Source organism: Chryseobacterium aurantiacum, assembly GCF_003020585.1.
Lineage (GTDB): Bacteria > Bacteroidota > Bacteroidia > Flavobacteriales > Weeksellaceae > Chryseobacterium > Chryseobacterium aurantiacum.
Map to the genome: position 1 here is coordinate 52479 of NZ_PXUE01000004.1, position 23094 is coordinate 75572.

The 23094-nt window shown below is 35.3% G+C and carries 26 protein-coding genes; 14 read left to right on the top strand and 12 right to left on the bottom strand.

Annotation, left to right across the window (positions count from 1 at the left end):
• Positions 1 to 64: 64 nt before the first annotated feature.
• Positions 65 to 511, bottom strand: coding sequence for a hypothetical protein (locus C7D53_RS14555; protein ID WP_162926184.1), 447 nt, complete (start codon positions 509 to 511; stop codon positions 65 to 67).
• 46 nt (positions 512 to 557) lie between these two features.
• On the bottom strand, positions 558 to 1433 hold the full coding sequence (locus C7D53_RS14560; RefSeq protein WP_106917176.1) for an aldo/keto reductase: 876 nt from the start codon (positions 1431 to 1433) through the stop codon (positions 558 to 560).
• A gap of 420 nt (positions 1434 to 1853) precedes the next feature.
• Here C7D53_RS14560 and C7D53_RS14565 point away from each other — a divergent pair, with 420 nt between their 5' ends.
• Positions 1854 to 2288 carry an acetyltransferase gene (locus C7D53_RS14565; protein WP_106917177.1) on the top strand — a complete coding sequence of 145 codons (435 nt, stop codon included), beginning with the start codon at positions 1854 to 1856 and terminating at the stop codon, positions 2286 to 2288.
• A complete protein-coding gene (locus C7D53_RS14570; protein ID WP_106917178.1) occupies positions 2289 to 2753 on the top strand; it encodes a GNAT family N-acetyltransferase in 465 nt (154 codons plus the stop codon).
• Here C7D53_RS14570 and C7D53_RS14575 read toward each other — a convergent pair.
• From C7D53_RS14575 to C7D53_RS14590, 4 genes are all read right to left on the bottom strand, one after another.
• Positions 2745 to 3257 (bottom strand): GNAT family N-acetyltransferase, encoded by a 513-nt coding sequence (locus C7D53_RS14575; RefSeq protein ID WP_106917179.1) that lies wholly within the window; start codon positions 3255 to 3257, stop codon positions 2745 to 2747. The genes C7D53_RS14570 and C7D53_RS14575 overlap by 9 nt on opposite strands.
• Before the next feature lie 12 nt (positions 3258 to 3269).
• Positions 3270 to 4172 (bottom strand): LysR family transcriptional regulator, encoded by a 903-nt coding sequence (locus C7D53_RS14580; protein ID WP_106917180.1) that lies wholly within the window; start codon positions 4170 to 4172, stop codon positions 3270 to 3272.
• A gap of 249 nt (positions 4173 to 4421) precedes the next feature.
• Positions 4422 to 5357 (bottom strand): alpha/beta fold hydrolase, encoded by a 936-nt coding sequence (locus C7D53_RS14585; RefSeq protein WP_106917181.1) that lies wholly within the window; start codon positions 5355 to 5357, stop codon positions 4422 to 4424.
• Positions 5358 to 5701: 344 nt separating this feature from the next.
• The gene (locus tag C7D53_RS14590) at positions 5702 to 6448 is read right to left on the bottom strand and encodes a metallophosphoesterase family protein (protein ID WP_106917182.1); all 747 of its coding nucleotides are present in this window, start codon (positions 6446 to 6448) and stop codon (positions 5702 to 5704) included.
• A 281-nt stretch (positions 6449 to 6729) separates the two neighbouring features.
• On the opposite strand from C7D53_RS14590, the gene C7D53_RS14595 reads away from it, so the two are divergent.
• The 5 genes from C7D53_RS14595 to C7D53_RS14615 all read left to right on the top strand — a co-directional run bounded on the left by C7D53_RS14595 (position 6730) and on the right by C7D53_RS14615 (position 10435).
• Positions 6730 to 7344 carry an NAD(P)H-dependent oxidoreductase gene (locus C7D53_RS14595; RefSeq protein ID WP_106917183.1) on the top strand — a complete coding sequence of 205 codons (615 nt, stop codon included), beginning with the start codon at positions 6730 to 6732 and terminating at the stop codon, positions 7342 to 7344.
• Positions 7344 to 7631 carry a putative quinol monooxygenase gene (locus C7D53_RS14600; RefSeq protein WP_106917184.1) on the top strand — a complete coding sequence of 96 codons (288 nt, stop codon included), beginning with the start codon at positions 7344 to 7346 and terminating at the stop codon, positions 7629 to 7631. Before C7D53_RS14595 ends, C7D53_RS14600 begins: the two co-directional genes overlap by 1 nt.
• Positions 7632 to 7633: 2 nt before the next feature.
• A complete protein-coding gene (locus tag C7D53_RS14605) occupies positions 7634 to 8386 on the top strand; it encodes a type 1 glutamine amidotransferase domain-containing protein (RefSeq protein WP_228422367.1) in 753 nt (250 codons plus the stop codon).
• A gap of 15 nt (positions 8387 to 8401) precedes the next feature.
• Positions 8402 to 9385 carry an aldo/keto reductase gene (locus C7D53_RS14610; protein ID WP_106917185.1) on the top strand — a complete coding sequence of 328 codons (984 nt, stop codon included), beginning with the start codon at positions 8402 to 8404 and terminating at the stop codon, positions 9383 to 9385.
• 81 nt (positions 9386 to 9466) lie between these two features.
• Entirely contained in the window at positions 9467 to 10435 is a 969-nt protein-coding gene (locus C7D53_RS14615; protein WP_106917186.1) for a cyclase family protein, read from the top strand.
• 759 nt (positions 10436 to 11194) lie between these two features.
• On the opposite strand, the gene C7D53_RS14620 is transcribed toward C7D53_RS14615, so the two are convergent.
• The 3 genes from C7D53_RS14620 to C7D53_RS14630 all read right to left on the bottom strand — a co-directional run bounded on the left by C7D53_RS14620 (position 11195) and on the right by C7D53_RS14630 (position 12713).
• Positions 11195 to 11638, bottom strand: coding sequence for a carboxymuconolactone decarboxylase family protein (locus C7D53_RS14620; RefSeq protein WP_106917187.1), 444 nt, complete (start codon positions 11636 to 11638; stop codon positions 11195 to 11197).
• A 7-nt stretch (positions 11639 to 11645) separates the two neighbouring features.
• Entirely contained in the window at positions 11646 to 12077 is a 432-nt protein-coding gene (locus C7D53_RS14625) for a DoxX family protein (protein ID WP_162926185.1), read from the bottom strand.
• Positions 12078 to 12140: 63 nt separating this feature from the next.
• Positions 12141 to 12713, bottom strand: a complete 573-nt coding sequence (locus tag C7D53_RS14630; protein ID WP_106917188.1) for a Crp/Fnr family transcriptional regulator — start codon at positions 12711 to 12713, stop codon at positions 12141 to 12143.
• 64 nt (positions 12714 to 12777) lie between these two features.
• Here C7D53_RS14630 and C7D53_RS14635 point away from each other — a divergent pair, with 64 nt between their 5' ends.
• The 4 genes from C7D53_RS14635 (at position 12778) to C7D53_RS14650 (ending at position 16605) form a co-directional block, all read left to right on the top strand.
• On the top strand, positions 12778 to 13143 hold the full coding sequence (locus C7D53_RS14635) for a DUF1304 domain-containing protein (RefSeq protein WP_106917189.1): 366 nt from the start codon (positions 12778 to 12780) through the stop codon (positions 13141 to 13143).
• Positions 13144 to 13669: 526 nt separating this feature from the next.
• The gene (locus tag C7D53_RS14640; RefSeq protein ID WP_106917190.1) at positions 13670 to 14920 is read left to right on the top strand and encodes a quaternary amine ABC transporter ATP-binding protein; all 1251 of its coding nucleotides are present in this window, start codon (positions 13670 to 13672) and stop codon (positions 14918 to 14920) included.
• A gap of 1 nt (position 14921) precedes the next feature.
• Positions 14922 to 15749: an ABC transporter permease gene (locus C7D53_RS14645; RefSeq protein ID WP_106917191.1), complete on the top strand. Its 828-nt coding sequence runs from the start codon at positions 14922 to 14924 to the stop codon at positions 15747 to 15749.
• 1 nt (position 15750) lies between these two features.
• On the top strand, positions 15751 to 16605 hold the full coding sequence (locus C7D53_RS14650; protein WP_106917192.1) for a glycine betaine ABC transporter substrate-binding protein: 855 nt from the start codon (positions 15751 to 15753) through the stop codon (positions 16603 to 16605).
• Positions 16606 to 16677: 72 nt separating this feature from the next.
• Here the strand turns inward: C7D53_RS14650 and C7D53_RS14655 are convergent, their stop codons facing one another.
• Positions 16678 to 17067, bottom strand: a complete 390-nt coding sequence (locus C7D53_RS14655; protein WP_106917193.1) for a winged helix-turn-helix transcriptional regulator — start codon at positions 17065 to 17067, stop codon at positions 16678 to 16680.
• A gap of 91 nt (positions 17068 to 17158) precedes the next feature.
• On the opposite strand from C7D53_RS14655, the gene C7D53_RS14660 reads away from it, so the two are divergent.
• Positions 17159 to 18163, top strand: coding sequence for an NADP-dependent oxidoreductase (locus C7D53_RS14660; RefSeq protein WP_106917194.1), 1005 nt, complete (start codon positions 17159 to 17161; stop codon positions 18161 to 18163).
• Entirely contained in the window at positions 18156 to 18626 is a 471-nt protein-coding gene (locus C7D53_RS14665) for a cupin domain-containing protein (RefSeq protein ID WP_106917195.1), read from the top strand. Before C7D53_RS14660 ends, C7D53_RS14665 begins: the two co-directional genes overlap by 8 nt.
• 278 nt (positions 18627 to 18904) lie before the next feature.
• Here the strand turns inward: C7D53_RS14665 and C7D53_RS14670 are convergent, their stop codons facing one another.
• Both C7D53_RS14670 and C7D53_RS14675 read right to left on the bottom strand, forming a co-directional pair.
• Positions 18905 to 19366, bottom strand: a complete 462-nt coding sequence (locus tag C7D53_RS14670; protein WP_106917196.1) for a thioredoxin family protein — start codon at positions 19364 to 19366, stop codon at positions 18905 to 18907.
• Positions 19363 to 21432, bottom strand: coding sequence for a TonB-dependent receptor plug domain-containing protein (locus C7D53_RS14675; protein WP_106917197.1), 2070 nt, complete (start codon positions 21430 to 21432; stop codon positions 19363 to 19365). The genes C7D53_RS14670 and C7D53_RS14675 overlap by 4 nt, the downstream gene beginning before the upstream one ends.
• A 122-nt stretch (positions 21433 to 21554) precedes the next feature.
• On the opposite strand from C7D53_RS14675, the gene C7D53_RS14680 reads away from it, so the two are divergent.
• Positions 21555 to 22706 carry a homogentisate 1,2-dioxygenase gene (locus C7D53_RS14680; protein ID WP_106917198.1) on the top strand — a complete coding sequence of 384 codons (1152 nt, stop codon included), beginning with the start codon at positions 21555 to 21557 and terminating at the stop codon, positions 22704 to 22706.
• Positions 22707 to 23094 lie beyond the last annotated feature (388 nt).

Here is a 23094-nt window from a genome sequence, read left to right on the forward strand (position 1 = left end):
AAGGTACAAAAAATATGAATCGTTCAGTTTCAACAGAATATGATATTACTCACCAATATTTCATCTACTTTATCCAGATCTTATATTTCTCTTCTACCCAGATTTTCATATATTCATTAAACTCAAACAATAATGACTCTGTTTCTGTTTCAAAGCACTCCAAAGGCAAACCATCTCTAATACTAATTTCCAACCCCTGATCTAAATTAATAAGAAACTGTTGGGAACCAAAATCTGAAATATCAAAAGTAACATAATTATAATTCTGATTTAATCCTTTGATATCCAAGTCGATCAGTTTTTCAAAGTAGTCAAAGATCTTTCCGGATAATTCACCTCTTTCCTGAAAAAAATCTGAGTTATTTCTTGTCATTTTCTCGTGTTCAAAAGCACTCATCTGAAAAATGAAGTTAAAATCATGATCAACTAATAATTCAGCAGCTAAAAGTCTTTCGCAAAAACCATCATACATAGAATACGAAAAAATATAGCCACTGTTTAAAGTGACCATATTTTTATCTTCATCGAATCTTTTAGTATAGATCCACATTGAATTATTAAATATCTGCTACAGCATTTAGCATCTTCTGCTCCCATTCAGGATCCTTAGGATCAAAGAACAATCTTTTTCCTGTATCCAAAGCACGAACAACGTTCATTTCATCCGCTGTCAGTTCAAAATCAAATACATTAAAGTTTTCTTCAATTCTGGATGGAGTCACAGATTTCGGGATCACTACAAAACCTTCCTGCAGATGCCATCTTAAAATCACCTGAGCCACTGTTTTATTATACTTTTCAGCGATAGTTTTTAGTTCTTCATTGCTTAATAGGTTCGCATTTCCATTTCCAAGCGGGCTCCACGGTTGAGTAATAATATTATTTTCTCTGTCATAAACCTGCAATTCCTTTTGCTGGAATACCGGATGCAGTTCAATCTGGTTGATGACCGGCGAAACTGTTGAATTTGCCTTTAGCTCCTCTAACTTTTCAACCGTAAAATTACATACCCCAATTGCCTTAATTTTACCCTCCTTGTACAGCTCCTCCAAAGCTTTCCATGTTCCCAAAAAGTCTCCGTAAGGCCAATGAATAAGATACATATCAAGATAATCCATCTGCAATCTGTTCAATGTTCTCTGAAATGCACTCTTTGCTTTTTCATAGCCATGATCCTGAACCCAAACTTTGGAAGTGATGAATAACTCATCTCTATCTACACCACTATTTTTCACGGCAGTTCCAACAGCTGTTTCATTCTGATAAATGGCAGCAGTATCAATCATCCTGTATCCGGTTTGAATGGCTTTAATTACCGCATTCTCACATTCTTTCAGATCTTCCATCTGCCAAACTCCAAAGCCTAAAGCAGGAATATCTATCCCATTATTTAAAGTTACTACAGGCTGCCCTGTATAGGTTTTCTTTTGCATAAATCTTTATTTTAATTATTAATATAAAGTGATTACACAAATTTGCTACAAAAAATCGAAACTACGACTTACCAATTTTACTGTTTTCTGTTAAAAAATGTTATTTAATAAGCTTTTAAATGCTGTTGGAGAACCCAAAGAAGCTATGGTTTTTCCTTTAATTATGTTGATAAGGCGCAAGGATTTTATATTTGATAAAATTAAATTCTGCTAATTCCCTATTATAATAAAAAAGAAGTCCAATCCCTGCCGAAAATCTTCGATTTTCTTGCGCCATAAAAACAATATTCTATTAATTCTCTTAGCGTCTTTGCGTTTTAAACAATCCACAATCAAATCAACCCATATAAAACATGTTTCTAACCAACAACATCCAACTAATAATCTCTATTTTCCCTATTTTTGTATAAATTTGAAATCATGTCACATCAAATCAGACTCGCTAATCCGGAAGATTATCCAAGAATTATGGAAATTTGGGAATCTGCTGTAAAAGCAACACACGATTTTCTTGCCGAAGAAGACTTTAATTATTTCAAAGAAACTATGCCAAGGGATTATCTCCCGAATCTGGAGGTTTATTTAATTACTGAAAATGATAATGCAAAAGGATTTGCTTCTGTAGCTGACGGAAATCTGGAAATGCTTTTCATTCACAATGACACCCGCGGAAAAGGCTATGGAAAGACGCTTTATCAATTTATGAAAGAAAAAACCGGCCTTACCAAAGTAGACGTTAATGAACAAAATCCCCAGGCTATTGGCTTTTATGAAAAAATGGGATTCAAAAGAACCGGAAGATCTGAGAAAGATGGTTCAGGGAAAGACTATCCTCTTATTCACATGAGTCTTTAAATGGAACCATTTACTTTTAATAAAAATGCCAGGGATTCGGAAATTCCTTATGAGCTGCTCCTGTTAGCCGATGAGACAACTGAGGCCATTGACCAATACATTTTCAACTCTGAGATTTATCTTTTACATGACGGAGCTGAAAACATTGCTGTCATGGCACTACATAAAAATAATGATACTGAGCTGGAACTTAAAAACATTGCCGTTATTGAAAGCTATAGAAGTAAAGGGATTGGAGGTATCTTAATCAATAAGGCTAAGGAAATTGCCCGTGAAAACAAGTATAAAATTCTTACCGTTGGAACTTCTGACACCGGTTTTCAACAGATCAAGTTTTATGAGAAAAACGGCTTTGTAAAGACAGGAATACGCAAAGATTTTTTCATCGAAAATTATCCCGCACCTATTTATGAAAACGGATTACAGATACGGGATATGGTTATTTTAGAATTTCCATTATTCTAAATTATTTTTTTCAATAGTATAGATCACTCCTTTACATCCATCAAAATCAAATTCCTTATCAAAGGTAAATCCCAACTTCTGTAATACCTTTATGGAAGCTATATTTTCAGACATTGCCCTGCCCACAATCTTTTTAAGCTTTAACTGGTCTAATCCGTACTTCAGGCAGGCAATAGCACTTTCTGTGGCCACTCCTCTATTCCAAAACTTTTCAAAAAAACGAAATCCAAGATCTGTTTCGTCTTTAGAAGAGTCATATTTTAAGCCACACCATCCCAAGAATTCATTGTTAGATTTATCAATAACCGCCCATCTTCCATACCCGTTCTCATCATAGTCATTATAATTTTGCAAAAAAGTTGTCGCTTCTTCTACACTTTCAAAAGACCTGTCGCCAGTATATTGAATCACTTTTGAATTTTCATTAAGTTCATAAAAACTCATAGCATCGCCTACCGTAAGTTCTCTTAATAAAAAGCGCTCGGTTTCTAATATTTTCTTCACTGTAATAAAAATTTAGTTTTTTCCCATCATCTTACGAAACAATCCTTTAATATGATCTATCTCTGTTTGATAGTTAGTCTTTTTTCGGCATCCAAAATAGAGTGTGTTTTCTAATTTCTTCTTTCCCTCCCAAATTAGCTTTACATCGCCGTTATCTATTTCATTCTTGCATAGAAAATCAGGAACAACAGCCAACCCGGCTCCTCCTTTCAGACAACGGATGATAGAATTTAAATTAGGGACAATATAATTCGGACGGAAGTTTGGTTTGTGACCAAAGTTCAGAGTCCAAAACTGAAAAAGATGCTCCATATCTCCCGTAGTTCCATACCATTTTTCATTCTTCAGCCATTCTTCAATCTGATCTGCATCTCTTGTTTTTAAAACCTTGTTGAAACTCTCTGTATCCACATCCTTTCCTCCAACCAAAATGATTTGTTCGGAAGAAAAAGCTTCGTGTTCTATATTGGGTGACGATCCTTTTTTCGGAGTGATGATGAGATCAAGAATACCTTTATCCAGTTGATCCAGCATCTCGGGATATTCTCCAAAACTGATAATCAGGTTGAAAGGTAAAGTAGAAACGTACTGTTCCAAAGTCGTCTGAAAAGTTTCAAAACACATTCCCACACTAATGGTTGGGGTATGTTTTTCTGTAGACTTTTGAAAATTTTTCTCTACATCTTCCAATTTGGTAATAGGCTCAGCCACTGCATTAAACAACACTTTCCCTCTCTCTGTGGGAATCATCTTCCTGCCAGTCCTATCAAACAGTTTGTATCCTACATAGGCTTCCAGAGAGCTTAAATGCAGACTTACTCCCGGTTGCGAAATAAACAAAGCATCTGCTGCACCTGTAAGGGTACCTGTTTTATATATGGCTTTAAAAGTACGATACCATTCTAAATTAACCATTATTTTAGTTATTAATATTCTGATACAAAATTACAAAATAATCATAATACTAATTACTTAATCAAGAAGATGATACATTTAAAACAAGAAGATAAAAGTCAATAAACCTTATATAGCAACAATCATCGGACTTTATTGATTTTTTAAATTACTTAATCAAAATAACAACTATAAATAATCTGTCCTATGTTAATTTAAAGATTTACTCTTCTAGCTTCTTGTTATGAATTTTTTTAACCTAGATTCAATTTATTTTAATACCTCGATCATTGAATTCTGGAACTTTACCGGTTCATCTTTATGAATCTGATGTCCTGAATTTTCAAACAAAACCAAATCTTTTTTGGGTGTTTTTACTTTTTGAAAATATTCGGTCGTAATTCTGGTAGAGGTTTGAACATCATTTTTACCCACAAAGAAATAAATAGGACAATCTACTTTCTTTAAAGTTTTTGGGAGGTCAATATTCATGACTTCATTCCATGCAGGTGACCAGGTTTTTGACCACTGAAGAAAGCCTTTCTTAAAATCATCACCCGTTACATACTGTTTTCCGTCTTTATAAAAAAGCCATTTTCTTAAATAAAACAGGTCTTCATCTACCTTGAAAGGAATATGTACACTTGCTAATTCTTTAGTAGCAACAGGATCTTCTTTAAAATGATCTTTTAAAATCTGAAGCAATTCTTTCTCACTCTCTAATTGGCTAACAACGGGGTTTACAGCAAAATAAGCATGCAATAGCTCAGGGTGATTTCTGACGATATAAAAACCTAAAGCATTTCCCCAAGAACTGCCCAACAGATATATTTTTTTCTGTTTTAATTCTTTTCTCAAAAAATTGATAACCTGATAAGTATCTTTTCCCATCAGCTCCACCGATGGCTGAACGGGAGACGGATTTAATTCCAGCGTTTTCCCCGCATCTCTCTGATCCCATTGAACAATGGTAAATTTACTTTTTAAAATATTGGTAAAAGAGTCTGCATTTTTCCTCATCGAGCTTCCTGGTCCTCCTGATAAAAAGAGCAATATAGGCTTTTCGGAATCATCTGTTTTAATATCTATGGCTTGCTTTATTCCACCAATTTCCGGAGTAAGCAGGGTGTCTATTTTTCCTTTGTGTAATTGGGCCATACAAAATACTGATACTAGTAAAAAAATAAAAAGGCTTGTCTTTTTCATGATTTCTAAGATTTTAATTTGATACAAATATCCATCAGATAATTTTCAGAAAAGACCGAATAAAAATATTCGAACTAATTTCATTCAAAAAATCAGTCCGAATATTTAAAAATCAAAGTACGAGTACTTACAAAATACTATAAAACAAACAATTACAAATGAAATTAATTCATAATTGATAGGTCTAAAAAGCATGATATCATTCAATATACAGTTGTAAGAACAGGTTTTATTTTATTTTTTTAAGCATTATTATATACTCCAATAACACAAGTTAAGGTAACAATTTCATTAGAATTTGATTGCAATCTATTTCAGAACTAAAAATCGTCTATTCAAAAAAACTAAGACATGGATATTCTATCATTTCTTAAGAAAGAAGCATAGTAATTGGGAATGTTGCTTTCTTCAATCTTGCGGACTGTTTCTTCAAGTGGATAACTCAATTGTACAATTTCAGGAATAATTCTTTCTTCATCCAGAGTTAAAATTAAATAGGATGCGAGCCTGTTCTCTTCTTTCGATCGGCCTACAGAACCACAATTAAGAGCCCATTTTTTATTTTCAAACTGCTTCTTAAATGATAAATGAGTATGCCCCATTACTATTAAATCAGCCTTGGAATCTTCCAGCATATTCATAAAAACCTCATCATTTTCGGACTCGTATAAATAAGTATCATTACTTTCCATGCTGGAATGCAACAGCTGAATATTCCAATGTTTGCGCCCAACTTTATAGTTTAACTTTAAATGAAAAGGAAGTTCTGATAAAAATATTTTATTTTCTTCGGTAATGTATTTCTTAGAATGATCAATGGCAATAAACCTAGCCTCTGTTTCTTCTTCTGAATGCTTACTTAAAGGAAAAACAGGTAAATCGAAAGCGATCCGTTCATCATGATTTCCCAATAAACATGGAATATTCAGGCTTTTAATCTTTTCTATTACTTCATTTCCCCAGGGAGCAAAATCCACAAGGTCTCCCAAACAGAATTTTTGACGGATTCCTCTTTTCTCCATATCGTTCAATACTACATCCAGCGCAGGAAGATTTCCATGCACATCACTAAAAACCGCTATCTGTATCATGATCATTCAATTTGTTGAACAAATGTACAGGACAGAAAGGAATTTCAATGGCAATATCACATGACATTTTACCATACCATTGAGATATCCGGCGCCTAGTTTATACTTCGTAAAAGTAATAATGAAAAAGCAAAACATAAAAAATTCACATCAAAAACGAATTCAATATTCAACATTTATAATCAATCATTATTCTGATACTTTACTATAATTTATATTATTTTAATTATACAAACTTCCATCATAACTTTGCAGAGTAAAATTTAAACAATCATAAAAAAATGAAAAAAGTACTAATCATCAACGGAGGACAAAATTTCGGACATTCCGGAGGAAAATATAACCAGACTATTGCGGAAAACACTTTAGAAGTTCTTAAAGAGTTTGAAAATATCGAAGTAAAAATAACCCATGTGAGCGAAGAATATGATAAACATGAGGAGGTTCAAAAGTTTGTCTGGGCAGATTATATTATTTACCACACCCCAATCTGGTGGTTCCAGCTTCCGAACGGGTTAAAAAAATACATCGATGAAGTTTTTACTGCAGGTCATGCAAAAGGAATCTACATGAGTGACGGAAGAAATGCTGCCAATCCTGAGATTAATTATGGAACAGGAGGAATGCTTGGTGGTAGAAAATATATGTTGACAACAAGCTGGAATGCACCGGCAACAGCATTTACTCTTCCAGGAGAATTTTTTAATGAAACCAGTGTAGATGATGGGCCATTATTTGGTTTCCATAGAATGAATGCCTTTGTTTCATTAGAAAAAATGGAAAGCTTCCACTTCCATGATGTGGAAAAGAATGCTAATATAGAACGTGACATGAAGCTTTACAGAGATCATGTGAGAAATGTATTTGAAAAAGAATTAAAACCGGAATTAGTATAATGAAAATTCACCTTACAGCAGTTATAAAAGCCAAAGAAGAGCACCAGTCAGAAGTATTGGAAGTTCTTCAGAATATGGTAAAAGAGACAAGAAAAGAGGAAGCTTGCGAATTGTACAATCTTCATCAGGGAATTGAAGATAAAAACCACTTCGTCTTCTATGAAATCTGGAAAAACGAAGACGGGTTAGCACAGCATAACCAGCAGTCTTATATTCAGGCTTTCGGGGCATTGGTAGATGAAAAACTTCAGGAGAAACCTCAGATTTATATCACTAGCCTTATTTAATCATGAAAAAGACAGCACTTTTATTCCTTACCCTTTTCACCATTGGATTTATTCAGGCACAATACCAAAAATCTACTCATATGAAAAAGAAAATATTATTTGTCGTTACAAGCCATGATAAAAAAGGCAGTACTGGCGAAAATACGGGATATTATTTAGGCGAAGTTTCTCATCCCTGGGAAGTTCTTCACAAAGCTGGTTATGAAATTGATTTTGTAAGCCCGAAAGGCGGAACACCTCCGGTAGACGGATTTGATTTAAAGGATCCTATTAACAAGGAATTCTGGGAAAACAAGGAGTATAAAAATAAGATTGATCATTCTTTACAACCCTCACAGGTTCATCCGAATGATTACTCAACAATTTTTTATGCAGGAGGACACGGAGCTATGTGGGACTTGGCAGACAACAAAGAATTGGCTGAGATTGCATCAAAAATCTATGAAAACGGCGGCCTTGTAGCAGGGGTCTGTCATGGCCCTGCAGGCTTGGTAAATATCAAGCTGAATAACGGGAAATATCTTGTAGACGGAAAAAAGATCAATGCTTTCACCAATGAAGAAGAAGCTGAAGTAAAATTAACAGAGGTTGTGCCTTTCTTATTGGAAAACAAACTAAAGGAAAGAGGAGCCCAATTTGAAAAATCAGGACTTTGGCAAAATCATGTTGTAACAGATCAGCGAGTGATTACAGGGCAGAATCCACAATCCGCAAAGAGCGTGGGAGAAGCCATATTAAAAGAATTAAATAAATAATTTTATAACAATAAAATGGAATATAGAAAATTAGGAAGCACCGATCTTGAATTATCTGTGATCACACACGGAGCCTTTGCAATCGGTGGTAATATGTGGGGTGGTAATGAAAAACAGGATTCAATCAACTCTATTCATGCCTCATTGGATCATGGGGTAACTTCTATTGACACGGCCCCATTCTATGGTTTCGGGTTGAGTGAAGAAATGATAGGAGAAGCTATAAAAGGAAAAGACCGTTCGAAAATCCAGTTATTAACCAAATTCGGATTGGTATGGGATGGAAGCAATAAAGGAAAGGGAGAATTTTTCTTTGACGCTGAAGATGAAGGAAAAACAATTCCGGTTTATAAGTTCGCTTCTAAGGAAAACATCATCAAAGAAGTTGAAGAAAGCCTAAAAAGACTAGGTACAGATTATATTGATCTTTTGCAGCTTCACTGGCCGGACAATACAACTCCCATTAGTGAAACAATGGAGGCAATGGAATTATTAATCCAGCAAGGAAAAATCCGTACTGCAGGGGTAAGTAACTACAGTGTCTCACAAATGGAAGAAGCTGGCAGAACGTTGAAACTGGCAAGCAACCAGGTTTCTTACAGCATGCTGAACCGTGATATTGAAAATGATCTTGTTCCTTATTCATTGGAAAATAATTCAGGAATTATTGTGTACAGCCCAATGGAAAGAGGTCTTTTAACCGGTAAATATTTTAAACAGGATAAATTAAAAGACAATGATCACAGAAACGGCTATTTTTCCCAGTTTGATTTAAATAAAGTAAAAACTTTTCTGGAAAAAATAGAACCAATTGCTCAGGAAAAAGGGACAAGTCTTTCACAATTGGTATTGAGATGGACTACTCTTCAACCAGCAATCACAGTGGTATTGGCAGGAGCAAGAAATGCACAGCAAGCCATTGAAAATGCAAAAGCCTTATCTATTGATCTTTCTCAGGAGGAATTAAGCTTCATCAATTCTGCCTTGAGCGAAATCTAATATTTCAACTCAGTAAACAATTCCTGTAAAAAGGAAAAGTTTACTGTTTCCTTTCTTTTTTCAATCTATAAATTATAAAAAATGAAAAAGAACCTAATCAAAATGCTTGGGTTAGTAACCCTATTGACTATAAACAGCATCACCCTAAAAGCTCAAGCCCTTGTAAATCCAGAAGATAAATCATGGTATCCATCAGTTTATGGCGCACAAGATGAAATTGGAGCCGCCAATCTATTAACTCCTGAAGTGGTAAAACAAGCTTTAGGATTGGTAAAACAAGGTAAAACATTAGCTCTTGCCGTTCCTATTGATAAAAATCTTCCTGCTTTTAGACACAGAAGTTTTAATTTGTACAATATTCAGCCTGGTGAACAGGGAGGAAAAAGTATAGGTCCAAACAAGTTTACATTCAATGATGAATTGGTAAATGGATGGACAGGTGTAGGAACCCAGCTTAACGGTATCGGACACATCGGTATTGATAATATCTACTACAACGGAAATAAAGCTACAGACTTTGTAACGGTAGAAGGTGTAAAAAAACTGGGTATTGAAAAAGTACCTCCTTTTGTTACCCGCGGTATCGTCCTTGATATGACTGCTCATTTCGGAAAATCAATTGTACCCGGTGGAACAGAATTTACCATAGAAGACATCAAATCCGTTTTAAAGAAACAGGGACTTACTCTACGAAAAGGGGATATTATTCTTTTCAATACCGGATGGCTTGAACTGATAGGTAAAGACAACAAACAGTTTCTGGAGACTGAACCTGGAATCGGGATGGATGCCGCAAAATGGCTTGCCGATCAGGGAATTGTTGCCTTTGGTGGTGATACTTGGGCATCAGAGGTATATCCGAACCCTAAAAGTAAAGAAGAGTTTCCCATCAACCAGTTTATGCTGGCTAAAAAAGGAATTTATAATCTGGAACTGATTGACAGTCGTCCATTAGTAAAGCAAAAAATCTGGGAATTTTTATTCGTGCTGGAGCAGCCTTTATATGTAGGTTCTACTCAGGTGAATGTGAATCCTGTTGCTATTTATTAATTTAAATACTTACAGTATGAGGTTGCTTAAACTTTTATATTCATTATTTTAACCACAAAAGGCGCAAAAGCTTTAAACACTTAAGTTTTTTCAGAACCAGGCCTTATGCGTAATAAGTACACCCAAGTTTTGTGAAAATCTTTGATTTTCATCTTATGTGAACTTTTCTGCGGTATCATTTTAAACTTACTTAGGTGAATCAAGTGTTTTAAAATAAAACCTTTTGTGACTTTTGTGATTGGGTAAAATTCAAACAACTTTTATATCCGAGAAATACTTGCAGTATGAGGTTGTTTAAACTTTTATATTCATTATTTTAAACACAAATGGCGCAAAAGCTTTAAACACTTAAGTTTTTCAGAACTAGGCCTTATGCGTAATAAGTACACCTAATTTTTGTGAAAATCTTTGATTTTCATCTTATGTGAACTTTTCTGCGGTATCATTTTAAACTTACTTAGGTGAACTCAAGTGTTTTAAAATAAAACCTTTTGTGACTTTTATGGTTGGGTAAAAATCAAACAACTTTTATATCCGAGAAACGGAGAGACAATGTAATTCCGGTTTAAAAAATAAAATGAACCTTAGAATTTATTTTTAGAATTAATACCCGAACTGTGTTACACTGTCACTTTACATCTTGTATCAAAAAGGCCTTTCAAAAAATTTGAAAGGCCTTTTCTTAAAATAAAGTAAACATCTGTAGATGATGCAGTCTTCATCAACTTCCATCCTCCATCACCCACCTTCCTGACTTCGTTATTTTTCAATCGGAAGATGAGTACTCACTGCAATTCTGTTCCAAGCGTTAATCGTTACAATTGCCATGATAATCTGAGCAATCTGATTATCATCAAAGAAAGACTTCGCTTTCTGATAAGTTTCTTCAGTTAATCCTTTATCGCTTATCAATGTAATTTCCTCCGTCATTGCCAAAAGTACCTGCTCTTCTTCTGTAAAGAACTCTTTTGCTTCTGTCCATCCATTCAGAATGAAGATTCTTTGAGGGGTTTCACCATATTTGATGGCATCTTTTGTATGCATATCAAGGCAAAAAGCACATTTATTAATCTGAGAAGCTCTGATTTTGATTAGTTCTTTCTGAATATGAGTTAAAGAAGTTGTCTGTAAGTACCCTTCTAATCCTAACATCGCTTTATAAGCTGCTGAATCTACTGTTGCAATATTTAATCTTGCGCTCATTATATTATTATTTTTTGGTTAATTGATCTATACTAAAAGAATATCGCTGCTGAACAGCCAATAACAGGGCTCCCGCACATCCCACCCAAACTGAATAATTGAGTGGAGCCTTAGAACCTAATGCAATGGTCATGGATACAGCAAAAATTAGCAATAAAATACTACTTCCATACGCTGCGATCTTAGTCTTAAATCCAACAATCAACATCAAGGGAAACAGAATTTCCAGAAAAGTGGCTGTATATGCTGAAAAAGCACTCAATGCTTCCGGAAGAAAAAAGGTTAACTGCCTTGTATATTCTTCAAAACTGGCCATGCTTCCCCATGAGGAATTTTCTTTGCTCCACCATCCGAATCTGTCTGCCACTGCAGAAAGCATCGTTATAGAAAGGGCAAGTCTTAAAAATAGCTGCGGAAATGGGTTCTGTGTATCTGTCATTGTATTGGCTTTTAATCACATGACAAATTTCCGATTTATAATCCGTAAAAAACTTAAACTGGTTTAAGAACGTAATTTTGCTTTGATTTCACTTAAATATTCAGGGGTAAAACCAAGGAAAGAGGCCACCAGATATTGAGGAATTCTTTGGATAAACCAAGGATACAACGTACTGAAATGCACATAATATTCTTCTTTTGTCATCTCATAAATATAACGGATTCTTTTTTCGGAAGCAGCATAGGCGGTTTGGTACACCATTCTGAAATAACGTTCCATAATGGGATGCTTTTCCAAAAGTAGTTCCTGAGACTGAAAATCAATGGTTAAAATTTTAGAATTTTCTACAGACTGAATATTAAAGTCTGATTTCATCTGTTTTTCAAAAGCAAAAGTATCTGACATCCACCAGTTTTCTATAGCAAACTCCGTGGTTTGTTCTACTCCCTTTTCATTAATAAAAAACTTTCTCAGACATCCTTCCAAAACAAAATATTTAAACTTACAAACATCCCCCTCAAGCATCAGGTTTTCTTTCTTCTTCACTTTTAAAACCTGAAAAAAAGAAATGATGGAAGCAAATTCCTCGTCATTGACCGTAATGAATTTATCTAAATGTGCTTTGAAAGTTTCCATTGTAAAATTTAGTAACCAAACTTAACTTTATTTTTTTAGTTTTACAACGAGAAAATATTGAATCATGGAAATTGTAGCCAAAATTCTTATCGCTATTGTAGCACTGGAACACCTATATATTCTTTGGATGGAAATGTTCGCCTGGGAAACCAAGGGAAAGGAAGTTTTCAAGGCTGCCCTGCCGGCTGAAATGTTTAAGCCCACAAAGGGACTGGCCGCCAATCAGGGATTGTATAATGGTTTTCTGGCGGCGGGACTCATCTGGTCTTTTTTAATTAAAGATCCACAATGGCAGGATAATATAGCCTTATTCTTTCTAGGATGTGTGGCTGTGGCTGGAATTTATGGCGCTATTTCTGCAACCAGGAAAATATTTTTCGTTCAGGCTTTGCCTGCCATCCTAGCCATTATTGCCGTTTTGCTGAAGTAATTTCATTGGTAATATTTTAAAAAATATTTACATGATCAATACTCTCTTATCTTTTATAATGAGAGAAAAATTGCCATGAATATTTCCCTCCATCATCAGACTTAAAACCAGCTTCTTACGTCTCAAAAAATCCATTTAATATAAAATTCGTAAATTTGCATCGTCATAAAAGATTGATACACAGTTTTTTTATGGGATCTGCATTAAGATGAAATGCAGCAATTCAAGTTGTTCAGTACACATATCTGTAATTACCTCATCAGTAATTTAATTGTAGAATCTATGTAAAAGATTAAGTTCTTTTTACATGATACACTCTTTTTCTAGAGTATAATCTATTGAAATATTTAAAATAAACATAAAGCCTTAGGTGCTTTGTGGTCTTATTTTTTTGTGAAAAGCTTCTATTGTGATAAGAAGCTTAGTAGATTATTTTTTGCTATCGTCATCACCAGAACAACAATGTAAAATGGGGTATAATAAATTGGTGTACAATTTTTTATACCATTAATTAAAAAATCTGAATATGGAAAAAAATGAAAACAGTAGAAAAGTAAAACTTAAAGTTGAAGATCTGACTATTATTTTTGGTAAAAACAAAGAGAAAGCACAGGAACTTTTAGACAAAGGTTTTTCCAAAAAGGAAATTCTTGAAAAAACAGGTTGCACCATAGGAATCAATAAAGCAAGCTTTGAAATCTATGAAGGTGAATTCTTTGTCATCATGGGATTGTCAGGAAGTGGAAAATCCACTTTACTGCGCTGTCTAAACAGACTGAATGAGCCTACTTCAGGAAAAGTATATATCAATGACGATGATATTACCAGTAAAAACAATAAAGAACTTCTGGAAGTAAGAAGAACGGAAATGAGTATGGTGTTTCAGAAATTTGGATTGCTGCCCCATCATACCATTCTCGACAATGCAGGTTTTGGATTGGAAATCAGAGGAGAAAGCAAGGCTTCCCGTGATGAAAAAGCACAGAAAGCCCTGGATATTGTTGGATTGAATGGTTTTGAGAACCAGTATCCTTCCCAACTTTCAGGAGGTATGCAGCAGAGGGTAGGATTAGCAAGGGCTTTGGCCAACGATCCTGAAGTGCTGCTGATGGATGAAGCTTTCTCCGCACTAGATCCTTTGATAAAATCTGAAATGCAGGATCAGATGCTAGACCTACAAAATACACTGCAAAAAACCATTGTCTTCATTACCCATGACCTGGACGAGGCCATTAAAATTGGAGACCGTATCGTTATCATGAAAGATGGTGTGATAGAGCAAATAGGAACAGCCGAAGACATCTTAACCAATCCTGCAAGCGACTATGTAAAGGCATTTGTAGAGAAAGTGGATCGTAAAACAATCATCACCGCCAGATCATTGATGTTCGACAAAGCTACGGTGGTCCGTTTCAGAAAAGATGGTCCTGAAGGAGCTTTAAGAAAAATGAGAGCAACAGGCTTGGAAAACTTACCTGTTGTGGATTTTCAAAATAAATTTCTGGGGTTTGTAACGCTTAATGATGTCGTTCGAATTGCAAAAAAGAAAGAACCTACAGTAGAATCAATTATCAACAGTAACGTTCCTTCAGTCTATCCGGAAGTTACCGTAGAAGAAATGTTACCATTAATTTCAGGAAATAAATCGGCTATCGCCGTGGTAGACGAAAACAATAAATTTTTAGGTCTTATCACCCAGTTATCTCTCATCATAGAAGCTACTAAGTTTAACGAAGAAGAGATCATTGAATTAAAAGAAATCGCAAACAATCAATAAAATGAATAAAACTATAGATATAGGTCAATATGTAGAAACTGCAATCAATTGGCTCACAGAAAATGGAAAACCTGTATTTGATGTCATAAAACATTTGGGAAACTCTTCTATTATGGGAATTGAATGGGTTTTGGTAAACACTCCTTTTTATGTTATCATTCTCTTTTTTACGCTGCTGGCATTATGGAAAGCCGGAAAAGGCATTGCTGTCGTTACTGCAGCCGGGCTGAGTTTAATATTTTTAATGGGATTATGGAAAGAAACAATGGAAACCTTGGCCCTTATTTTTGTAGCAACCATTACGGCCCTTATTATTTCTATCCCATTGGGAATTTGGGCTGCCAAAAGTAAAATAGCGGCAAAGATCATCCGTCCTTTACTCGATTTAATGCAGACAATGCCTGCATTTGTCTATCTGATTCCAGCTGTACTGTTTTTTAGTATCGGTAAGGTACCCGGAGCTTTTGCAACGATCATTTTTGCAATGCCACCTGCAGTACGATTAACGACATTGGGAATTGAAGCCGTTCCGAAAGACATCGTAGAAGCAGCCAGAGCCTTTGGAGCTACCAACCGTCAAATTCTGTTTAAAGTAGAACTTCCTTTAGCCATGAAAACGATTTTAACAGGGATCAATCAAACCATACTATTATCCCTATCCATGGTTGTTATTGCAGGAATGATTGCTGCAGGCGGTTTAGGTGAAAAAGTATTGGAAGGAATTAATAATCTGGATATTGGATTAGGATTTGAAAGTGGTTTATCCGTTGTGATTTTAGCCATTATCCTTGACCGGATTACCCAAGGATTTGTAAAGAAAAAACAATAAGATGAAGCATTTAAAATATCTATTTTTTCCCATTTTAATGGTGGTATTTGCTACCTTAAATTCGTGTGAAAATATAAAAAAATCTAAATATATTACCATAGGAATGGTAGATGGCTGGGCGGAAGATGTGGCGATGACCCACGTTGCTAAAGCCATTTTGGACCAGCAGGGATATCATGCCATTATTCAAAAAGCCTCTACGGATATGATCCTGGCTTCAATGAATAATGAAGATACGGATCTTTTCATGGGAGCCTGGCTTCCTTACACCCACGCTAAAAAACTCGCTAAATTCCCGGGATTAGTTCACCTTGGAACCAATTACAACAACGGCCGCATAGGGTTGGTCGTTCCGGAATATGTTCCCGTTCATTCCATTGAAGAACTCAATCAACATCAGGAGCAATTTGATCATAGAATCATCGGAATTGAGAAAGGAGCTGGATTAACAACAGGAACAGATAAAGCCATTATTGATTATAAACTGGATTATAAACAGATCAACTCCTCTACCATTGCCATGATCACCGAGTTACAGAATGCCATACAACGCAAACAATGGATTGTGGTAACAGGATGGCAGCCCCACTGGATGTTTGGTAAAATGAAGCTTAAGTTTCTTGACGATCCCAAAAACATCTTTGGTGAAGCGGAACAGATTAAAACATATGCCAGAAAAAACTTTGGTAAAGATCATCCTGATTTAGCCAAGTTCTTTTCCAAAGTCCATTTTGATGATGAAACGATGTCTGATCTTTTAATGAAAATGGAACAGAGTAAAAATAAAGAGGCCACTGCCAAAGAATGGGTAGAAAACCACTCTGAGCTGGTCAAATTATGGCTAGATAAAAATTAATATAACAATACAATTTGGTATTACTTAAAATCCTCAACTCTACATGGGTCTGAGGATTTTTTATTGATACCCCTATGATTCAGAAGAATTCATCGATTCTTTGATCTTTTCTCTATGAAGTATACCCCAATTAACCAGCGTTTCTGTCACCGGAAAGACAGATTTCCCATACTCTGTCACTGCATACGTTACTGTTATGGGTTTCGTATCCTGAATCGTTCTAGTGATCAGGAGATTGGTTTCAAGTTCCTTTAATTCTTTACTCAGCATTTTAGCAGAAATTCCATCAATACCACGTTCCAGCTTTTTAAAATGAATTTGCTGGTCAGTTCTGTTGGTTAAATATCTTAGAATCATCAGTTTCCATTTACCGCCCAAAACATCCAAACTATCTCTCATTGCAAATAACTCTTCTGTACAGGTTGCTTCTCTTTCGGTTCCGTTTTCAATAATTTTCGCCATAATAGTTTCATGAAGGTAACTAGTTACCAATTGTTAACTAGTAGCAAATATAAACTATTCCCGTTTTACATTTGTATATCAAATTAACAGTATGAAAGCAATTATTTTAAATGAAAAATTTCAGCTTGAAGATGGGATTACAGATCAACCAAAGCCTAAAAACAATGAAGTCTTAATTCAAATCAAGGCAAGTGGTTTCAATCCTATCGATTATCAAATGTTGGAAAATGAATTGGAACGAAGATTAATCAAGTCACCCATATTAGGCAGAGAGCTATCCGGAGTTATTATAGAAAAAGGGGCAAATGTCACTCAATTCAATATTGGAGATGAAGTATTTTGCGGAAGCGGTTCCATGGGAAGCAATGGTACTTATGCAGAATACATTTCAGTTCCGGAAGCCATTGTTTCCCTAAAACCCAAAAACATCTCTTTTGAGCAGGCGGCGGCCATACCATCCGCTGGGCTTACTTCCCTGCAAATTTTTAAGCGCTTACAATTACAATCGGAGCAAACTATTCTGGTGACCGGAGCAGCCGGAGGAGTTGGATCTTTTTTAATCAAAATTTTACTCGCCCATTCTATTCAAAATTTCATTGTAACTGTGGGTAGCGAAGAAAACAGGCAGATGCTCCTCAATTTAGGAGTAAAAGACAATCAGATTATTAATTATAAACAGGAAAATCTTGTCGAAAATATTTTAAAAGCCAATAATAATCTTCCTTTTGATATTGGAATTGACCTTGTAGGAAATTATATGGCCGAAATCACGGCTGAAGTTTTAAAAATTAACGGAACCTATGTAGATGTGACGGCATTAGTAACAAAAGATGCCCATGAAATGCTGTTCAATAAAGGATGTCTTATTATGAATATCTCTAATTATAGCTACAGCATGATCAAAAAGTATGAGTATTACCAAAACAGTTTGATCGAAATTAAAAGCATGATCGAAAGCGGAACCATTCTGCCACCACAACACAAAGTAATAGGAAATCTTTCCCTTAAAACTGTTCTTCAGGCACATTCTATACTTAAAAACAACCAGACCCAAGGTCATAAACTTATCATGAAACACCCATCAACCCATGAATAAAATACCAAGACGCATTGTAACAGGAATTAAAAATGGAAAATCCATCATTGTAGAAGATCAGCAGGTTAAAAATGCAATAGAACATCTTCCGGGCTTGATTATTTCAGACATCTGGAATACTCAAAAGACACCCGCAAGCCTGGATTTTGAAACTACAATTCCCAATACAGGGTTTCCACAAACACCCAAAAACGGCACTTATTTCAGATATGTAGTCATTCCGCCGGATAAAGATTTAGGGGTTGAGTTAAAAAAAGGAGAACCTCATCCTATGATGCATCAGACTCCAACACTGGATTACATTATTATCCTTTCCGGAGAACTTCATCTGATTATGGAAGAGGGAGAGACCATTCTTAGACCTGGAGATATTGTCATTCAAAGAGGTACCAACCATGCATGGAGCAACCGCTCTGATAAACCTTGTATTCAACTTGCTGTTTTGATCGATGCAGGTGCTTAAGATTATTTGTGGATAAAAAATCTGCATAATCTGCAAGAGAGTTTATCAGTTTGAAAAAACATTTAAAAACGAAAGCGCAAAGAATTTAAAATAATACACTGCTTTTAAGGCGCAAGAAAATCGAAGATTTTCAGCAAGGATTGAGCTGTTTTTAAATTATTACATTAGTATAATTAGTATAAACAGTATTCAATTTTATCTTCGATAAAATCTTGCGACTTAAAAATAGCTCCAAAATAAACAATCTTGCGCCTTTGCGTTTTCCAAAAAATAAGAACTTAAAAAGCCGAAATTTCCAACAACTTCTGCTTCATTTTTTCAGGGGTCATCTGTCCTTCCTGATAATACACCAGATTCTGATGCTTATCTAGAAATACCCACAAAGGATAAACAGGCTGATTTTTATTCTTAGACAAAGCCAGCGCCAACTCATGAATTCCGGAATTCCCATTCTGTTGATATTCAAACTCCTGATTCTGGAAATAAATTTTCTCCCTCGTTTTCTCCGCCTCGAAATTGACAAAATAAAAATGATCGTTGATCATATTAACCAGCTCTTTATCTTTACTTAAACGGTAAGACTCAATCTTACAAACTGCACACCAGTCCGTATAAAGATGAATAACCATCGGTCTAGGATTTTCTTTCTGCTGAATCTCAATCTCAGAAAAAGTGCCTGTCTTCATCTGAGACAGATAAAAACAAGGCACTAACATTAAAAATAAAGCTATTTTTTTCATTTCAGAGTATATTTTACCCCCAAGAACCCTCTGATACGCTGCATAGGTGCATAACCATAGGCTGTATCGAAAGTATAATGGTTCGGATTGTTGATAGGATCATCAACATGTTTATCAAATGGGTCAAACGGCCTCATCAGAGGATCTTTAGGAGTAAAATTGAATAAATTTTTCACCCCACAATACACTTCAAATCCGGATTTGAAACTTTTTGAAACCTGAATATTCGCCAGAGAATAAAATGGTGAATACTCCGGACGGTAATCATTGGGTAAAACCGGAAGCCTCATCGGACCGTAGAACTGTCCGGTGAAATCTATAGTCAGATTACTCGGAAATTTATAGGTAAGGTTATAGGTACCACTCCATTTCGGAGCGTGGAGTTGCTGTGTTTTTTGATTTTCATTATCAAATTTTTGATATACATCAAGATAAGTTACTCCTAAATTGACACTTAATGGAAAAGAAAAGCTGAAATCAACATTTAAGGAAGCCCCCCTTGAAATTCCATATCCCTGAAGATTGTCGTAGATAATTTTATTCGGATCAGAATCAAAATCACCTACAATTTTATTACTAAAATAAGTATAAAAAGCAGATGCATCAAGGTTTATTAAACGGTTTCCTACGGGTATTTTCCAGATGTAATTTAGGTTTCCATTGACTGATCTTTCCGGCTGAAGGTCTGATTTTACCACCACTTCACGGGAACCCGTCAATGCTGCATGATCTTCAGTAAATAAATTTACCACTCTAAACCCTGTTCCGAAATTGAATCGTAAAGTATGGTAGGGATTGGGTGAAAATTTCCATGCTAATCTGGGAGAATGCACTGAGTGATGTACCTTATCATAGTCATATCGATAACCCAATAACAGGGTATTTTTATCATTGATCTCCCATTGATCCTGAACAAATGCCCCCCATATCGGAGACTTCATCGGCGCATTGGTTATTCCATCGGAAGCTAAAGTTCCCGGTGTATTATCATCATAGAAAGTTCTTTTGAAAGTAAGTCCGGCCGTAATATCATGCTTACCAAAGCTTCTATCCCAATACGTTTGTACAAAAGCTACTTTCTGAAGAGCATTGAAAGGGTTGGATCCGTAAAAGGAGTTCTGATCATGATAATTGTAGGAAAACTGGGTAACGATATGCTCCTTCATAGGCCATTCATACAAACCAAAGACTTCTGCCCTGTTCGTATAAATGCTTTCCCCATATACCTCATCACTTCCACGGAAGGACTTGTTCCATTGCATTTCTCCTCCGAAGCGGTCTTCATACAAATATCTCATGGCAAAGCTTGCCTGTCTGTTTTCCTTTCTTTTAAAATTCCACTTGTTGAAAACTGAGATTCGGCTTTGTAAAGTGGTATCTGTAAAATTATCCTTATTCTGATCTATTCTTTCCTGAAAGCTGAAATAATTTAAACTTAATAATGAAGCTGCATTCTTCCCCACATTAAATTTGGTGGAAAGATCCAGATTATTTTCAAACCAGCTCGATGTCATCAGATCAACACTTAATTTAGGAGCCGTCAGTGCATTTTTGGTGATAATATTAATCACTCCACCCATTGCTTCAGAGCCATAGATAGAAGATGCCGGACCTTTTACTACTTCTATTCTATCCACCAAGCTATTAGGGATTCCGCTTAGTCCATACACTGTGGAAAGAGAACTTACGATAGGCATTCCGTCAATCAGAATCATGGTATAAGGACCTTCCAAACCATTGATATGAATATCCCCGGTGTTGCATACGGAACAATTTAGCTGTGGTTTTACTCCATTTACCATGGCAATGGCTTCAAAAATACTTGGAGTAGGATTTTTCTGAAAAAATTTCTGGCTGTAAATTTCCACGGCAACCGGGCTTTTGGATCTGCTCATGGGTTTTATAGTACCGGTTACCACTACATCCTCAATGTTACTTGTCTTGATCTCTTTCTTGAAAACTTTCGTCGAATCTGTGTTTTTATGTTGATTTAAACTTAAACTATCCGTCTCCTGTGCAAAACAATAGGAAGATAAAAAAGTAATAGAAAATAATATTCGCTTCATGAAATTAAAATTGTTAGACAAATCTAACAATTATTTTTGAATTACAAAACTCTATGGAAAATATTTGATGAAGTCAATTCATGAAAAATGATTAAATTTGAGAAACTACATATGAAAGTAAAATGAGATATCATCTAGCGGGAAACATCCCACAAAAAAGGCATACTATCTTTAAGTCTCCAGAGGATAAATTTTACTATGAACAGCTTTTCGGAACAGAGGGCTTTCACGGTATTTCTTCTCTGTTATACCATATTCACCGCCCTACACAGATCAAATCAATCGGAGAACCGAAAGATGTAACTCCTAAGATTGCGGTGGAAAAAAATGTTGCTCCAAGAATGTTCAAAGGAATGAATGTAACTCCTGAAGATGATTTTATGGACAGCAGAAAGATCCTTTTGATGAATAACGACCTGAAAATGGGATTGGCAAAGCCAAGAAAATCAATGGATTATTTCTACAAAAATGCGGAATGTGATGAGCTTTTATATGTTCATCAGGGAACCGGAATTTTAAAAACGTTTATAGGAGACCTTGGATTTGTAGCCGGTGATTATCTCATTATTCCAAGAGGTACAATTTATCAGGTAGAACTTAGCTCTGATGATACAGTGTTCTTTGTGCTGGAAAGCCACTCTCCTATCTATACTCCGAAAAGATACAGAAATGAATTCGGGCAGCTTCTGGAACATTCTCCATTCTGCGAAAGGGACATTATTGCTCCTATTTTTAAAGAACCAATAGATGAAAAGGGAGAATTTTTAATTAAAGTAAAAAAAGAGAACCAGATCACAGATTTCATCTATGCAACCCATCCATTTGATGTTGTGGGTTGGGACGGATATTTTTATCCTTATAAATTCAATATCAAAAACTTTGAACCTATTACCGGAAGAATTCACCAACCACCACCAGTTCACCAGAATTTTGAGGGACACAATTTTGTAGTTTGCTCATTCTGTGCAAGAATGTATGACTATCATCCATTGGCTGTTCCTGCTCCTTACAATCACTCTAACATTGATTCTGATGAAGTATTATTCTATACAGAGGGAGACTTCATGAGCCGTAATCACATTGACCTTATGGACTTCACTCTTCACCCAGGTGGAATTGTACATGGACCTCATCCTGGTGCCATGGAAAGAAGTATTGGTAAAAAATTCACTGAAGAATATGCTGTAATGGTGGATCCTTTCCGTCCTTTAAAAATTACGGAAGAAGCCTTAAAAGTAGAAGATCCGTCTTATAAAACTTCATGGTTAGAATAAGATATCCTTATAACGAAATATTCTTAATTGATTAATTTCAACCACAAAAGTCACAAAAGATGTAAACACTTAAGTTTCATAAAGTAAATAATGCTTCTCAAAAAAGAGCACTTAAGTTTTTTGAAAACCAAAGATTTTCTTCTAACGTGTACTTATATTCGGCATTTTCTAAAGTTACTAAAGTGTTTAAAATAAAAACTTCTGTAGTTAAAAAACAGGATAGAGTTATTTAATACTAATGGGCTTACGCAGTTTGATATAAAACTATTACTGAATACATAAAAAAGACACTTTAAATCCTTTATTTAAAGTGTCTTTTTCGTAAATTTGTAAGGCATGGTTAACATCTATAATCATCATTATTTTCATAACAAACCCTAAGTAATGG